This is a genomic window from Marinobacter excellens LAMA 842, assembly GCF_001574445.1.
Classification (GTDB): Bacteria; Pseudomonadota; Gammaproteobacteria; order Pseudomonadales; family Oleiphilaceae; genus Marinobacter; species Marinobacter shengliensis.
This window is the reverse complement of the sequence record NZ_LOCO01000003.1, coordinates 152,603-167,252: the sequence shown is the minus strand read 5'-3', so window position 1 is coordinate 167,252 and position 14,650 is coordinate 152,603. Positions and strand designations below refer to the sequence as shown.

The window sequence follows — 14,650 nt, the reverse complement described above, 5'->3', positions numbered from 1 at the left end:
TTGATCGATAATTCTGTCGAGGGCCTGACCGCCCGTTACGGCGAACGCTGGCGCTGGCTGGCCGTTGCTACGGTTGTCCTTGGCACCATGGCCACGGTGCTCAGCGCCACGGTGGTGAATGTTGCGCTCCATGACATCATGATGGAGTTCGGCATTCGCCAGGGCCAGGTGCACTGGCTGGCCACCGGATTCATCGCCGCCATGACCACCACCATGCTGGCGTCCGCCTGGCTGCTGGACCGTTTTGGTGTGCGCCTGACCCTGGGTGTTGCCATGGCGGTGTTCACCGTCATATCCCTTGTCGGCGGCTTTGCCGAGTCTCCTGAACAGCTGATTGCCGCCAGAATAGGCCAGGGCGCCATGGCCGGGTTGATGCAACCCATGGGCATGTACCTGGTGTTCCGGATATTTCCGGCAGACAGGCGTGGTCAAGCCATGGGCATTTATGGCATGGGGGTGATTCTGGCACCGGCATTGGGCCCTGTGCTGGGTGGCTTTCTGGTGGACCAGTTCAACTGGCGCTATGTGATGTTTGCGCCGGCACCGGTCACCCTTCTGGGTGTCTGGATGGCCTGGCGGTTCCTGCCGCTGCCCCGCTCCCGCCCTGCGCCTTATCCCTTTGATCTGCCCGGTTTGTTACTGCTTGGGGCAACCATCGCCCTGACCCTCGATACCCTGACCCGAATGCAGGCCTGGCCAGGCCAGGAACTGCGAATCGTGATGCAATGGGCGTTGGCCCTTGGCCTTCTGTTCGCCTTTGTCTTTCGGGAACGCACGGCGAAGCATCCCCTGGTTAACCTGCTACTGTTGCGCCAACCGGTGTTTCTGTTCGCCACGCTGGGCGCCATGGCGCTTGGGCTGGCGCTGTTTGGCTCAACCTACCTGATTCCTCTGTTTGTGCAGACCACGCTGGGCTTCTCCGCGACGGAGGCGGGTCTGCTGATGCTGCCCGCCGGGGTGGTGCTGGGCATTGTTTTTCCACTGTCGGGCCGGCTGGCAGACAAGCGCAGCGCCCGCAGCCTGGTGCTGTTTGGAATCGCGGTGTTCGCCCTGTCTGCGGTCCTGTTTGCTCTGACCGGCCAGTACGCTGGGTTTGGCTGGCTGGTACTCTGGGCAGTGCTGGGCCGGATTGGGATTGGCTTTATGCTGCCGGCCCTGTCCACCGGTGCGCTGAATCCACTGCCCAAGGAACAGCTGGGCGCCGGGTCCAGCACCATCAATTTCGCCCGCCAACTCGGGGGTGCCCTGGGGGTAAATGTGGTGGCACTGACCATCGAGTTCGGTGAACACCAGGGCAGTGTGCCTACTGTGGCTGCGTTCGAGGCAGCCTGGTGGCTGGTAGCGGTGTTTGTGGCGTTGGCTGCCGTGCCGGTCTGGAAAATGCGGGTGTAAGGTGGCCAGTTGCCATTTCCGGCGGGATTCATTAGCATGTGGCCAACTTCGGGGGAGTAGCCTTCGCTTCTGGGTAACAGGAGCGGACGGTAGTCAACATACTTGGAGCTCATTCTCCATGGCTACCGTGTTCCGTGATTGATCGCGGAATTGGCAAGACCTGAGGCAGATCACCTCCACTGGGCGGAAGGTGAGCTGTCTCATGTCTGACGATTTCCGCCCTGAGGTCTCTTCGAATGGATGCGTTTCTCGCTTCAACCCTTGCCGTGGCCGTTGCCGAAATTGGCGACAAAACCCAGCTCCTGTCTCTTTTCCTGGTTGCCCGATACGCAAAGCGTACCCCTATCATTCTTGGTATTCTGGTTGCGACCGTGCTCAATCACGCGCTCTCAGCGTGGCTGGGGGCCTGGGTGGCCAGCTGGATTCCGTCCCAGTGGCTGCCCTGGATTCTCGCAGTGAGCTTTGTCGCCATCGCCCTGTGGTTGCTGATACCGGATAAAGACGACAGTGCCGAATCTCGGTTTCTCGGCATGGGCGCCTTCTGGGCTACTACGGTAATGTTCTTCCTGGCGGAGATAGGTGATAAAACCCAAGTGGCTACGGTGGTCCTGGCGGCAAGGTATACGGAAACGTTATGGGTTATCATCGGCACGACGGTAGGCATGCTCCTGGCCAATATTCCGGTGATCCTGGCAGGGCGCTGGCTAATGGAGCGAATGCCGCTGGCGACGGCCAGGATCAGTGCCAGCGTATTGTTTGTGGTGCTGGCGGTGGTAACGGTCTGGACCACCCTGGTGAACTCCTGACACGGAACCGTGTCTTTCAGAGCAGAGGCCCGGAATGAATGTTTATGGGAACTGGTTGATATGTGGTTGAAAAAATGTGTCGCCGTTCTGGTGTGCCTGATGTTCCTGGCGTCAGCTGTCAATGCTGCGCAGAACCAAAAGCCGTCAGACACTGCAACGGTGGAAAACGATCGTTCGCCCCGGGTACCAACTTTCGCTCTTAACGGCGATCTGGCGGGGGAGCTGCAGGTTTTCACGACCCGCTATGAGGATACCTTTGCTGCTATTGGCCATGATGAGGCTCTGGGTTACCTGGAGTTGGTGAAGGCCAATCCGGGTGTTGACCCCTGGTTACCGGGAGACGGCACGACCATTACCCTGCCGCGTATGTATGTTCTGCCCGATGCGCGCCGGGAAGGCATCGTGATTAACTTGGCCGAGTATCGGCTCTATTATTTCACCAACGATGGCGTTCAGGTGTATCCGGTGGGCATTGGGCGTGAAGAGAATCCGTCACCGCTAACCGACGCCGAGGTAACCATGCCACTGGAATCGCCTGCGTGGTATCCGCCGGCCAGTATCCGGGCATCCTATGAGGCCCGCGGAGAGTATCTGCCGCGTATGATCCCGCCCGGCCCGGATAATCCGCTTGGCACTCATGCCCTGATGTTAAGCGAGAAAGGCTATCTGATCCACGGAACCAATAAGCGTTTCGGTATCGGCTTGCCGGTCAGTGCCGGCTGTTTCCGTATGTACAACGAAGACATTTCCCGGTTTGTCTATCAGGTTCAGAAGGGCACGTCGGTCCAGATTATTCGCGAACCTGTCAAGCTTGGCTTGTCTGGCGGCGAGGTTTGGCTTGAAGTACACCGGCCCCATGAAGATTACTCGCCCGAGGATCGCGAACAGCTATGGCGTGTAACACTGGAAAAACTGGAAGCCTTCCGCCAGCAACACCCGGACGTGGAAGTCCAGCGCCGGTCCATCGAGCTGGTGGTGGATCAGGCCGATGGCATTCCCACTATGGTCGGTGAGCGGCTGACCCGGGTGGCTTCTGATAAGGGGCAGACGGAAAGCAACCCGGCAGAGCCTGCAGAGCCGGAGCAAAAGCTGTACTTTTGACCCCGGCGCCGCAACCAACAAAAACCAAACGGCAGGAGTACTCATGAGTCGTACTATACTGATTACCGGAGCCAGTTCCGGACTGGGTGAAGGCATGGCCCGGGAGTTTGCTGCCCGGGGTGATCACCTTGCCCTGTGTGCCCGTCGTACCGAGCGGCTGGACCAGCTCCGGGCCGAGCTGGAGGGCACCTATCCGGGAGTGAAGATCAGTGTGCGGGCCCTGGATGTGAATGATCACGCACAAGTGGCCGAGGTTTTTCAGGCTTTCCGGGAGGAGTTTGGTCAGCTCGACAGGATCATCGTCAATGCCGGGATTGGCAAGGGGCAGCCGCTGGGCACCGGGCGCTTTGATGCCAACCGGCAGACCGCAGAAACCAATTTTGTTTCCGCCCTGGCCCAGATAGAAGCCGCCATGGAGATTTTCCGGGCACAGAACCATGGTCACCTGGTTGCCGTATCATCGGTAACGGCTGTTCGGGGGATGCCGGGCAACGTCACCACCTATGCGGCGATCAAGGCCGGATTGGCGGCACTTTGCGAGGGTTTGCGTGTCGAACTGAAAAAGCGCCGGTCTCCCATTCGCGTGACCACGCTCTATCCGGGGTATATCCGGACTGAGATCAACGAAAAGGTCAAGAACACACCTTTCATTGTGGACGCCAAGACCGGATGCCGGGCCATGGTCCGTGCCATTGAGTCCGGCAAGGCCGAACGTTTTGTGCCAGGTTGGCCCTGGACGCCCATTGGTTTCATACTGAGGCGACTGCCGGAGTCCGTACTGGCCCGAATATTCTGATCACTCTGCCTGGGAGATCGCCATGACGCCAAACCCGATGCAACGTCAGAACCTCCGCTTGCCCCTCTGGTCCCTGATTTTTTTCCTGGGAGGGCTGCTGGGACTGATCGGGGCTTCCTGGCAGGCAATTGCCCAGCAGGACACGCCGAGAACGGCACTGGTATTGACGGTCGAGGGTGCTATCGGCCCGGCCACAATGGATTATGTCACCCGTGGCATCAGACGGGCCGAGCAGGAGAATGCTGGCCTGGTCATTCTGGAAATGGATACGCCGGGTGGCCTGATGGATTCCATGCGGGAAATCATCAAAACCATCCTCGCCTCCGAGGTGCCGGTGGCAACCTACGTGTCACCCCAGGGCGCCCGCGCCGCCAGTGCCGGTACCTTCATCCTCTACGGCAGTCATATTGCGGCTATGGCGCCCGCCACCAACCTCGGTTCGGCAACGCCGGTTCAGATGGGCGGCCTGCCAGGCTCGCCAGAGCAAGAACCGGAGCAGCCCGCCGGGGACGACGAAGCTTCAGAGACCAGTGCCGACGACTCGGCCGCCGAACCACAGAAACGCCGGGGCGACACGGCGATGGAGCGTAAGGTTCTGGAGGATGCCGTCAGTTATATCCGTGGCTTGGCCGAGCGCCATGGTCGGAATGCCGACTGGGCGGAAGAGGCCGTCCGCGAAGCCGTCAACCTCGGCGCAACCGAGGCGCTGGAACTGAATGTTATCGATGTCGTGGCGCCTAACCTCCGCGAATTGCTGGAGGCCATTGATGGTCGCACCGTGCAGATGGCCACCGGCGAGCGGGAGCTGGTCACGGCGGACCTGGAACTGGTCCGTTCAGAACCGGATTGGCGAACCCGGTTACTGTCGGTGATCACCGATCCGAACGTCGCCTATTTCCTGATGATCATCGGTTTCTACGGCATTATCTTTGAACTGTCGAATCCCGGTGCCGTGTTCCCCGGGGTGATCGGTGCTATCTGTCTGATACTCGCGTTGTTTGCATTTCAGGTGTTGTCGGTGAATTACGCCGGCCTTGCCTTGATCCTATTGGGGCTGGCGTTCATCGTGGGGGAAGCCTTCATGCCTAGTTTCGGCATTCTTGGTGTCGGTGGCATAGTCGCCTTTGTCACGGGATCGGTGATTCTGATGGATGGCAGCCACTCGGATATCTCATTGCCCACCGTTGGCGGCACGGCTGTTGTGGCGGGCGGGTTTATTCTCTGGACGGTTACCCGCTTCATCGGTTTGCGACGCCGTACGCCGGTCAGTGGCAGCGAACACATGGCTGAGGAAAAAGGCGTGGCACTGGACGACTTTGAATCTTCTTATGACGGCTACAAGGGCCATGTCCGAGTCAGTGGGGAGCGTTGGAATGCCCGTTGTCCGCATCAGATCACCAAGGGCACGCAGGTGCAGGTAAACGGTATGGAGGGGCTGACCCTTCTGGTTGAAGCCAGGCCTGATTCTGATCAAGGTCATTGAACGAGCAATTCGTACTAACCAACGGCAAATCAAGGAGGCCGTATGAACCTGGGTGACATTATTCCCTATATTGCACCGACTGTGGTGCTGCTTCTGATTCTCGGTTCCGCCATCAAGATCCTGCCGGAATACGAGCGCGGTGTGGTGTTTTTCCTGGGCCGCTTTCAGGGTGTCAAAGGCCCCGGCCTGATCATCGTCATCCCCGGAATTCAGCAAATTGTCCGGGTGGATCTGCGGGTGATCACCCTGGATGTCCCAAGCCAGGATGTTATTTCCAAAGACAACGTGACGGTCAGAGTAAATGCAGTGCTGTACTTCCGCGTGGTTGACCCCGAGAAGGCGATTATCCGGGTCGAAGACTATGGCGCTGCTACCAGCCAGTTGGCGCAAACAACCTTGCGCTCTGTGCTCGGCAAACACGATCTCGATGAAATGCTGTCTGAGCGAGACAAGCTGAATTCGGATATTCAGGAAATCATTGATTCCCAGACCGAGGATTGGGGTATCAAGGTGGCCAATGTGGAAATCAAACACGTTGACCTGAATGAGTCGATGATTCGTGCGATTGCCCGCCAGGCAGAGGCAGAGCGCGAGCGTCGCGCCAAGATCATTCACGCAGAGGGCGAATTGCAGGCTTCCAAAAAGCTGGTCGAGGCCGCAGAGGTGATGTCTGTGAATTCCGGCGCCATGCAGTTGCGTTATCTGCAGACCCTGTCAGACATGAGCAACAACAACTCCTCCACGATTGTGTTCCCGCTACCGATGGACATGATGAAAACCTTTATGCAAAACCAGCAACAGAAGGCTTCCGGCAACCCGGAGGGGTAAGACAAAACATTTTGAGCGAGCACAAAAAAGGCCGGTTGAACCGGCCTTTTTTGCTAAACGGCAGCCTTACTTCTGGCTGGCACGCTCGAGCATGCGCTTGGCGCGCTCGTTCGCTTCGTCAGCGGACTTCTGAGCAGCACGGGCAGCAGCCAGGGCTTCTTCAGCAGTCTGCTGAGCAGTGCGAGCGGAGCTTGCAGCGCTGTTAGCAGTGTTCAGAGCGTTGTTAGCAGTTTGCTCGGCGGAGCTTGCAGTCGCATTGGCCTCGTCGATAGCGCCCTGCTCAGTGGTGGCACAGCCTGCAGTCAGAGCAGCGGCCATTGCAAACCCGGCGATCGTCAGTTTACGCATGGTAAATCCCCTTATTGGTCGTTTTATTTCCTGTGATCCAGAAGTCATTAAGACGACTTCCTGTCAGCTAAGCCCGATAGGCGTTGACTACCGGAGTCGTCAAACAGTGTAAAACACTCAGAGACAAAATGTTAACTAAGGATACGTAAATTTTCTTAGGCTATGACAACAACTTAATACTCCCGTCATGAACGGGGTGGGTTCTGCGATCAGGGAAGAATCCGAATGGGGGTGCCGTTATCGACCAGTGCCCAGATCTCATCCATCTCTTCATTGGTGACCGCAATACAGCCTTCGGTCCAGTCCAGGCCGGTATACGCGAAGGCAAGGTCGCCCGCTTCGTTGGGCAGTCCGTGGATCATGATGCTGCCGCCGGGATTGAGCCCCCAGGCTTCGGCCAGCTCCCGGTCACGGGCGTTCGGGTAGGATATATGGATGGACTTGTAGAAATCGCTGTTCGCGTTGCGCCAATCGAGAATGTAATCCCCTTCTGGCGTTCGCTTGTCACCCTCATACAGCTTGTGTCCTACCGGATTGCCTCCCAGTGAAATCCGATAGCTGCGCACCTTGTGCTCACCGCTCAACAGATAAAGCCTGCGCTCACTTTTGCGCACCAGAACCTTGGTGATGTTCAGGTGGTCTTCCAGCGTTGGTTCGCTGCCAGGCATGGCCATGCGTGTATCAGCCCGGGCCAGCAACTCCGAGCTACTGGCCATGGCAGGCAATAAGACAACTAACAGTGATAGAAAAACTCTGAAGATCATGATGCTGGCACAGGTCGCTGGATGGTTAAACTTTGTTCACGTGTGTTTATAACATAGCCAGCAAGGGGATTGATAAGGGGTTTTGTTACGGTTTTTGGTTTTCCTGCACAAACCGGACGGGCGTCACGCATCCATTTTCAGGCCAACCTTGGTTACCCGGTCGGCTTCGGTGGCCCGGGCCACGAGCGTTACTGGCCCCAATATGACGGTGTCGCCAACAACTGGATGCCCCTTGGTGCGTTTGGCGAAACACTCGGCCAGCGACAACTCGGGAGGCAACTCGTCGAACTCGATACCATAGACCTGTTCCACATCGCCGAGCAGGGCATCTCCGTTCAGCACGAAGTCGCCGAAGAAGGCTCGCTCTGCCAGGTGTTTCGGAGCTTGCCGCCCGCTCAATGCCTTGCCGAGATCGGGTAGAACCGACGGCGTGGCGAACATGGCCAACATATCGCCGGCGGTCACTTCGAGGTCCTTTGTGGGCTGAAGGCACTTGCGGTCGCGAAACACCCCGGCCACGGCGGTGTTTTCCGGCAGGCGCAGCTGGCCAAGGGCTCTGGGCTTGTCCCAACCCTTTCCCCGGAGCGGAAACAGCATCAGCTCATGGTCGCCAGCGGCAGGTGCATCCAGTGGTAGCCGACGGTAGGGATCTTCGCCAGCGGGAACTTCAAGCCGCAACTTGCGGGCGAGAGGTGCCATGGTGGTGCCCTGCACAATCAGCGACACCAGAACGATAAAGAACGCCGCATGGAACACCAGTTGCGCATCCGGCAGGTCGGCAATGATCGGGAACAGCGCCAAAACAATGGGCACCGCGCCTCGCAGGCCCACCCAGCTGATAAAGCCCAGCTCCCGCCGGTTGAAGCCGAATGGCCAGAGCGTGATCAGCACGGTTAATGGCCGAATAACAAAGATAAGCGCCAGAGCCAGCACCAAACCGGCGCCTGCCAGGGGGATCAGGTCTGATGGGCTCACCAGCAGGCCGAGCATCAGGAACAGGCACAGCTGTGCCAGCCAGGCCATGCCGTCGTGCACCTGAAGAATCATCGGCATCATCCGGACATGACGGTTTCCAATGACCACACCGCACAGGTAAATGGCGAGGAATCCGCTGCCTCCGACAGCGTTGGTGGCTGAAAACACCGAAATGCCGGCCGCACCCACCAGCAGGGGGTACAGCGCGGGGGTCAGGCGCATCCGATTGGCCAGTTCCACCACCAGAAAGCCACCCAGAACGCCGGCTGCGGCGCCGATGCCGAACTGTTGTACCAGCATGATCAGGCCCGAGAGAATGGACCCCTGCTCATGTTGGCCAATCAAGGTCACCAGCATCAGGGTGAGGAAAATGGCCATCGGGTCGTTACTGCCAGATTCGATCTCAAGGGTGGCACTGACCCGCTCGTTCAGGTGCAGGCCCCGGCCCTGCAGCAGAGAAAAGACAGCGGCGGCATCGGTTGAGGAAATAATGGCCCCGATCAACAAAGCCATCATCCAATGCAAATCGAATACCCACCATGCCACGATGGCCGCGCCACCCGCGGTCAGGGCAACGCCAAGGGTGGCAAGTACCAGGGCTGGCCGCAGACCTACCCGGAAGGTCTCTACCCGGGTGCGCATGCCGCCATCCAGCAGGATAACGGCCAGTGAAAGATTGGCGATAAGAAAAGCCAGCTCAAAGTTATTGAACTGGATGCCGCCCGGTCCGTCTTCGCCCATCATCATGCCAACAGCCAGAAAAACCAGCAGCACCGGCATGCCGACCCTGCTTGAAAGCGGGCTGAGAACGATGCTGAACACAAGCATCAAGGCGCCAATCAGAGTAAACGTGGGATCCATCAGACTCCTGACCAAAGGGACTTGCCCGGACGCTGGTCCGGGCCTATATTGCTGTGGCAATCATTATGCAGGCGGGCGTAGCTCAATGGTAGAGCAGAGGCTTCCCAAGCCTACGACGTGGGTTCGATTCCCATCGCCCGCTCCAGCCTCACACGCTAAGCAGTGGTTCGCTCAATGCAACTTCAGGCGAGGATGCATCGCTCGGCTGATCTTGTCCATCAGCCAGATAATGCCCGTGCGCACAAACCCGTGCAGGGCGACCTGGTGCATTCGATACAGCGATACGTAGAATAGCCGTGCGACCTTGCCCTCGATATACATACTTCGGCCTGACAAGTTGCCCATCAGGTTACCGACAGTGGTGTAACGGCTGAAATTGATCAGTGAGCCATGGTCATTGTAGACAAAGGCCACTGGGTCTTTGCCTTCCAGGCGGTTGCACAGCGTCTTGAACAGGGCATCGGCCTGCTGATGGGCGGCCTGGGCCCGTGGTGGCACGGGATGGTCGGAATCGGGCTGCGGGCAGGCTGCGCAATCACCGAAGGCAAAGATGTCGGTATCCCGTGTGGTTTCGAGGGTTTGCTTCACCAACAGCTGATTGCTGCGATTGGTTTCCAGGCCGCCGAGTTCCGCCAGAAACGGGGGGGCCTTGATGCCCGCGGCCCAGATGGTCATTTCGGATGGCAATTCGGTGCCGTCTTTCATGACCAGGCTGTTTTCGCGCACTTCGCTGACTGGCTGCCCGGTCAGTACTTTCACCTTCTGGCGTTCCAGTTCACGGGTGGCTGCCGCTGACAGGCGCCCGGGCAGGGCCGGCAAAATCCGGTCTGCCGCTTCGATCACGCTGATGGAAACATCCGAGGACTGCAGGTGGTTCATGCCGTAGACCGGCAATTCCCTGGATGCCAGTCGCAGCTCGGCAGCCAGCTCCACACCCGTGGCGCCAGCGCCGATGATGCTGATGTTCAGAGTATGGGGTTTGCCCTGATTGGCCTCGTGGTTCTTGCGCAGGAAGGCGTTGAGCATCAGGTTATGGAATCGCCTTGCTTGCCTGAGGCTGTCGAGAAACAGGCAGTGTTCCTGGGCGCCGGGTGTGCCAAAATCGTTGGCTGTACTGCCCACGGCGATCACCAGGGTGTCGTATTGAATCCGACGCTCGGGCACCACCTCGTGGCCCTCTTCGTCCAGGAACGGCGCGATGATGATTTCCTTGGCCGCCCGATCAAGGCCGTTCATGCGCCCCAGCTGAAATTCATAGTGATGTTTCCGTGCGTGGGCCCGGTAATTAATTTCGTTGGCACTGGCGTCCAGTGAGCCGGAGGCCACTTCGTGCAGCAGAGGTTTCCAGACGTGGGTCAAGCCGGCGTCGACCAGGGAGATGCGAGCCTTGTTCTTCTTGCCGAGTTTGTTGCCGAGGCTGGTGACCAGTTCCAGGCCTCCGGCGCCACCGCCGACGACGACAATGTGATGCAGGTTTTCCATAACAGTCAGACCTTCAGAAGATGAGAGCCAAGCGCTCTCGCGGGAAAACGCTTGGCTGTCTGCTCTGATCAGTCTGACCTGTGAACACAAAAGGTAGGCTGCTAACTCCGTTATACTAACGTTGACGGCCCGGGATGACAATTGGACAGAAGTGTTGCCTGGCGGGTGCTTTGGGTTACACCTGAGCGCAGAAGCCGTGTTTTCCGCCGCTAGTTTGCTAATCTGGACAAAGACCTGACGTGGTTGATAAAACCGGAACACCGGCCGGTCCCGTATCATTCGGCGATGGCTGAATTAATCAAAAGCCGCTCGACAGGAGAGACGATCGTGAAACTAGAGGTTCGTGGTGTAGAAGAGGGACAACCCATTCCAGAGAAGTTTGCCTTTGGGGTTTTCAGCGAGCAGGACCACATGAGCTTTGGCCCCAACCGAAACCCCGAGTTGGTCTGGTCTGGGGCACCGGAGGGTACGAAGAGTTTTGTGGTGATGATGTTTGACCCGGACGTGCCCAGCGTAGCCGATGATGTGAATCAGGAAGGCAAAACGGTGCCCGCCGACCTGCCCCGGGTGGATTTCTTCCACTGGTTGCTGACAGACATTCCAGCCAATATCGGCCGCATCCCGGAAGGCGAGGACAGTGACGGCGTGTTGCCCAAGGGCAAGGACCATGGGCCGGGTCCGATTGGCGTTCGGGGCGTGAATAATTACACCCAGTTCCTTGCCGGCAACCCGGACATGGCGGGCACCTATGCCGGATATGACGGCCCCTGCCCGCCCTGGAACGACGAGATCATCCACCACTACCATTTTGAAGTGCACGCGCTGGATGTCGAAAGCCTGGGGCTGGAGGGTGAATTTGACGGCAACGATGTACGCCAGGCCATGGCCGGGCACGTGCTGGCCAGTGCGCGGGTGACCGGCACTTACACCCTGAATCCGGACCTGCGTTAATGCCGTTGGTTGCCGGGCTGATGGTTTAGCGCCCGGCTTCATAAAACTGACTTGCCATTGTCACCCGGGTGTCACCGGAGCTTGCCAAGGTTGTTACAGGAAACCGAAGGCAGGCCTGACACCACGGGAGGCAACATGCGAGCGTATCGCAGCGTATTCATTTCCGACGTTCATCTGGGAACGGCCGATTGCCAGGCCGACTACCTGCTGGATTTCCTCAACAACGTTCGCTGCCAGACGCCAGGCTGTTGTTCAGTTCTGTGCTTTATAAGCTTCCAGAATCGCCGCCATGTCGTCGCCGAGCTGCTCCAGCTCGGTGGCCGACAGGTTGCGCTCAGCCATGGAGCGCAGCCCCATAATCTGGCTCTGAAGCAGCCTCGCCAGCCGCCGGCAATCGGTTTTGGCGGCAATTTCTCCCTGAGTCCTCGCACTTTCCAGCAGCTCGGCAAAGGACGTTTCAATAGCGGCCAGCACACTCTGGGCCTGTGAATACAGTGCCGGGTTGGTGCTGCTGGCCTCCAGCAGGGTTTTCACGATCAGGCAGGCGCGTGCGGGGGCGCAGTCAACGTCTGTGCAGCTGCTCGCGATTTTCCGAAGATACGCCTGCAACCCTTCGACAATGCTGTCATAGCCGGCCATGTGCTCTGAAAGATCAACCCCGCCCTGTTGGGCGTAACTGGCCAGGGCTTCAGAAAACAGGCCATCTTTACTGCCAAACGTGGCGTAGATGCTGCCCGGGCGCATATCCAGCGCCTGCTCAATCTGCTTCATTGAACTGCCGTGATAGCCCTTGTGCCAGAACAGACTGACGGCCTTGGCCAGGGCTGTATCCCGGTCATAGCTTGGAGGTCTTGGCATAACAACACCGCCTTCGTGTGAGCTTTGAATGTTCACTCAATTATAGCTTGAGTGACTGATCAAAAACAGCTGAGCTACCGTAACCGGCACGTACTGAAAGTGGTCATGACGTTGTCCCAGAAAATCATGAGTAACTACATCAATCACATCGCCAACAAGCCGGTAGATGGCCGTTTCAATTGAACTACCTTGATTACGCCCGCAGACTGGAGAGTCCAGCCAGAAGTCAGGGATGGTGAGGCTGGGCCCACCCTTTTGTTGTTATTGATTTAGTTGCAGCCAACGGGCCAGCCTTGAGCCGGGGCGTCGGCTGATCGACCAGGGTAACCATACCATGGCGGCCAGAATTGCAGCGCCGGCCAGCACGGTCAGTATGGGATTTAGCCTAAAGGTGTTCCCCAGCCCGGCGAAGACCACTGTCATCGGGAGCATGCCGAGCAGAGTCGCGATGGCAAAACGCCAGGCTTTAATGGCAGTAACGCCGGCGGCATAGCTGATCAAAGCAAAGGAAAATACAGGAATCAGCCGGGTCAGCAGAATTGCGATGGTCAGAAAACGCTGAGACCCATCCTGAGCCAGCACGGGGTTGTCGGGGAACCGTTTGCAGATGGCATCGCGGCCAAGGCTTCGGGCAATCCAGAAGGCCGCCATGGCGCCGACCAGCGCGCCGGTCGCCGCGATCGCTGTGCCCCACACAACGCCGAAGGCAAGTCCGGCGGTTGCGCTGACAGGTAGGGTTGGGATGGGGCCCACCACCACCGCGATGATCATCAACATCATCAGCAGGAGAGGACCGATTGCGCCTTGGCTACCAAGCCAGGCGGACAGTACATCCGGAGAAAGGTTCGTTGGCATACCCAGGTTCTGTAACAACCACCAGGATGCTGTCAGCGCAACAAGAACCACGACCAGAATTGTGATTCTGAGAGTCATTGAACAACCTTCAAGGAAGTGGCGGGTTAGCTCTGGGATAACGGGGCTTATTACTCAAGCAAGAGCGTGTCGTATCAGTGAAACCTAGGATATCACTATGACTGAGGCGTGTCGTTCGAGTCGTTTGGGCCTGTGGCTTGAGTCTTCAGAGCCTCGGAAACCCGCTCATCAATCCGGCGAAGGAATTCCTCGTCTGCGCGCCCCGAGGAGTGCGCCCTCAGCAGGTTGTTACTGGCCCTCAAATTGCCAATAAACGTCCGGCAGTCCTTGCACATCATCAGGTGCATTTTCACCGTCAGATTCTGGCGGCCGCTGAGTTCGCCATCGATGTAATCACTGGCGATTTCGGCCAGGCCCCTGCACATTAACATTCGCCGGTCTCCTGGAAAGTCTCCACCATGAGAAAGATCTTCTGCCTCGCTCGGTGTATCAGCACACGCAGGTTAGAGGCACTGACATCCAGAATGTTACAGACATCATCCGATTTGTGCTGGTGGGCTTCATAGAGCATAAGCGCTGAACGCTGGGTTTCCGGCAGGGCGGACAAATGTTTGTCCAGGCAATCGCTGAGGGCACCATTTTCCATCAGATTGTCGGCTGAGTCATGGAACTGAAGCTTTGGGGGCAGGTCCCAACGACCTTTGGCGTTGAAACGGTCGGCCAGTTCCGGTTCCAGGCTTTCCGAGAAATCCGTGGCCACTTCCCGATTGCTTGAGCGCAGTTTGTTTTTGCACCGATTGGCAACGATGCGGTGCAGCCAGGTTCTCAGGCCAGAACGGCCCTCAAACTTCTGGATAGCGTCTATCACGGTTACCCAGCAGTCCTGGACAACCTCTTCCGCGCTGGAGTGGTCCAGGTAAAACCGGGCCACGGCGAGCATGCCCGGTGAGTATTCACGTACTGCCCGGCGATAGGCGCTGGGCTCGCCCTGCTTGAGGTCGTCGATCAGTGATGTTTCAACTTCAGGGCGTGCCGCTGTGTCCATGGGTTTCCGTCCCTTGTTGCTGTCAGTATGGCTGTTTGTCTTTGTATAGTGTTTCGGAATCGGTAAAAGTTCCGGTATTCTGTAGCG

The 14,650-nt window shown here is 58.1% G+C and carries 16 protein-coding genes, 1 tRNA gene, 1 pseudogene and 1 riboswitch; of the genes and pseudogenes, 10 read left to right on the top strand and 8 right to left on the bottom strand.

Annotated elements, in window-relative coordinates; translation table 11 throughout:
- The 6 genes from J122_RS04360 (at window position 1) to J122_RS04335 (ending at window position 6,406) form a co-directional block, all read left to right on the top strand.
- Entirely contained in the window at window positions 1–1,392 is a 1,392-nt protein-coding gene (locus J122_RS04360) for a DHA2 family efflux MFS transporter permease subunit (RefSeq protein ID WP_061331338.1), read from the top strand.
- 46 nt (window positions 1,393–1,438) lie between these two features.
- Window positions 1,439–1,543, top strand: a riboswitch (yybP-ykoY riboswitch).
- Between the two features lie 85 nt (window positions 1,544–1,628).
- Window positions 1,629–2,198: a TMEM165/GDT1 family protein gene (locus tag J122_RS04355; protein WP_061331337.1), complete on the top strand. Its 570-nt coding sequence runs from the start codon at window positions 1,629–1,631 to the stop codon at window positions 2,196–2,198.
- 60 nt (window positions 2,199–2,258) lie between these two features.
- Complete coding sequence (locus tag J122_RS04350; RefSeq protein ID WP_061331336.1) at window positions 2,259–3,299, top strand: L,D-transpeptidase family protein; 1,041 nt, start codon at window positions 2,259–2,261, stop codon at window positions 3,297–3,299.
- A 43-nt stretch (window positions 3,300–3,342) separates the two neighbouring features.
- Window positions 3,343–4,095 carry an SDR family oxidoreductase gene (locus J122_RS04345; RefSeq protein WP_061331335.1) on the top strand — a complete coding sequence of 251 codons (753 nt, stop codon included), beginning with the start codon at window positions 3,343–3,345 and terminating at the stop codon, window positions 4,093–4,095.
- A gap of 22 nt (window positions 4,096–4,117) precedes the next feature.
- Window positions 4,118–5,578 carry an NfeD family protein gene (locus J122_RS04340; RefSeq protein WP_061331334.1) on the top strand — a complete coding sequence of 487 codons (1,461 nt, stop codon included), beginning with the start codon at window positions 4,118–4,120 and terminating at the stop codon, window positions 5,576–5,578.
- A 42-nt stretch (window positions 5,579–5,620) separates the two neighbouring features.
- The gene (locus J122_RS04335; protein WP_061331333.1) at window positions 5,621–6,406 is read left to right on the top strand and encodes a slipin family protein; all 786 of its coding nucleotides are present in this window, start codon (window positions 5,621–5,623) and stop codon (window positions 6,404–6,406) included.
- A gap of 66 nt (window positions 6,407–6,472) precedes the next feature.
- Here the strand turns inward: J122_RS04335 and J122_RS04330 are convergent, their stop codons facing one another.
- The 3 genes from J122_RS04330 to J122_RS04320 form a co-directional block, all read right to left on the bottom strand.
- Window positions 6,473–6,754 (bottom strand): Lpp/OprI family alanine-zipper lipoprotein, encoded by a 282-nt coding sequence (locus tag J122_RS04330; RefSeq protein WP_061331332.1) that lies wholly within the window; start codon window positions 6,752–6,754, stop codon window positions 6,473–6,475.
- A gap of 209 nt (window positions 6,755–6,963) precedes the next feature.
- Window positions 6,964–7,518 (bottom strand): L,D-transpeptidase family protein, encoded by a 555-nt coding sequence (locus J122_RS04325; protein ID WP_197463807.1) that lies wholly within the window; start codon window positions 7,516–7,518, stop codon window positions 6,964–6,966.
- Between the two features lie 123 nt (window positions 7,519–7,641).
- Window positions 7,642–9,354: a potassium/proton antiporter gene (locus tag J122_RS04320; RefSeq protein ID WP_061331330.1), complete on the bottom strand. Its 1,713-nt coding sequence runs from the start codon at window positions 9,352–9,354 to the stop codon at window positions 7,642–7,644.
- 71 nt (window positions 9,355–9,425) lie between these two features.
- On the opposite strand from J122_RS04320, the gene J122_RS04315 reads away from it, so the two are divergent.
- Window positions 9,426–9,499, top strand: a tRNA-Gly gene (locus tag J122_RS04315).
- Window positions 9,500–9,525: 26 nt separating this feature from the next.
- On the opposite strand, the gene J122_RS04310 is transcribed toward J122_RS04315, so the two are convergent.
- Complete coding sequence (locus J122_RS04310; protein ID WP_061331329.1) at window positions 9,526–10,836, bottom strand: NAD(P)/FAD-dependent oxidoreductase; 1,311 nt, start codon at window positions 10,834–10,836, stop codon at window positions 9,526–9,528.
- Between the two features lie 327 nt (window positions 10,837–11,163).
- On the opposite strand from J122_RS04310, the gene J122_RS04305 reads away from it, so the two are divergent.
- Window positions 11,164–11,787, top strand: a complete 624-nt coding sequence (locus tag J122_RS04305) for a YbhB/YbcL family Raf kinase inhibitor-like protein (protein ID WP_061331327.1) — start codon at window positions 11,164–11,166, stop codon at window positions 11,785–11,787.
- Window positions 11,788–11,922: 135 nt separating this feature from the next.
- A pseudogene (locus tag J122_RS25995) lies at window positions 11,923–12,028 on the top strand (UDP-2,3-diacylglucosamine diphosphatase); the annotation flags it as partial.
- A gap of 11 nt (window positions 12,029–12,039) precedes the next feature.
- Here J122_RS25995 and J122_RS04300 read toward each other — a convergent pair.
- The gene (locus J122_RS04300) at window positions 12,040–12,645 is read right to left on the bottom strand and encodes a TetR/AcrR family transcriptional regulator (RefSeq protein WP_061331326.1); all 606 of its coding nucleotides are present in this window, start codon (window positions 12,643–12,645) and stop codon (window positions 12,040–12,042) included.
- Window positions 12,646–12,696: 51 nt separating this feature from the next.
- Here J122_RS04300 and J122_RS24930 point away from each other — a divergent pair, with 51 nt between their 5' ends.
- Window positions 12,697–12,828 carry a hypothetical protein gene (locus J122_RS24930; protein ID WP_319822987.1) on the top strand — a complete coding sequence of 44 codons (132 nt, stop codon included), beginning with the start codon at window positions 12,697–12,699 and terminating at the stop codon, window positions 12,826–12,828.
- A gap of 78 nt (window positions 12,829–12,906) precedes the next feature.
- Here the strand turns inward: J122_RS24930 and J122_RS04295 are convergent, their stop codons facing one another.
- From J122_RS04295 to J122_RS04285, 3 genes are all read right to left on the bottom strand, one after another.
- Window positions 12,907–13,578, bottom strand: a complete 672-nt coding sequence (locus J122_RS04295; protein ID WP_061331324.1) for a TVP38/TMEM64 family protein — start codon at window positions 13,576–13,578, stop codon at window positions 12,907–12,909.
- A 95-nt stretch (window positions 13,579–13,673) separates the two neighbouring features.
- Complete coding sequence (locus J122_RS04290) at window positions 13,674–13,949, bottom strand: zf-HC2 domain-containing protein (RefSeq protein ID WP_061331322.1); 276 nt, start codon at window positions 13,947–13,949, stop codon at window positions 13,674–13,676.
- A complete protein-coding gene (locus tag J122_RS04285; RefSeq protein ID WP_061331320.1) occupies window positions 13,943–14,563 on the bottom strand; it encodes an RNA polymerase sigma factor in 621 nt (206 codons plus the stop codon). Before J122_RS04285 ends, J122_RS04290 begins: the two co-directional genes overlap by 7 nt.
- Window positions 14,564–14,650 lie beyond the last annotated feature (87 nt).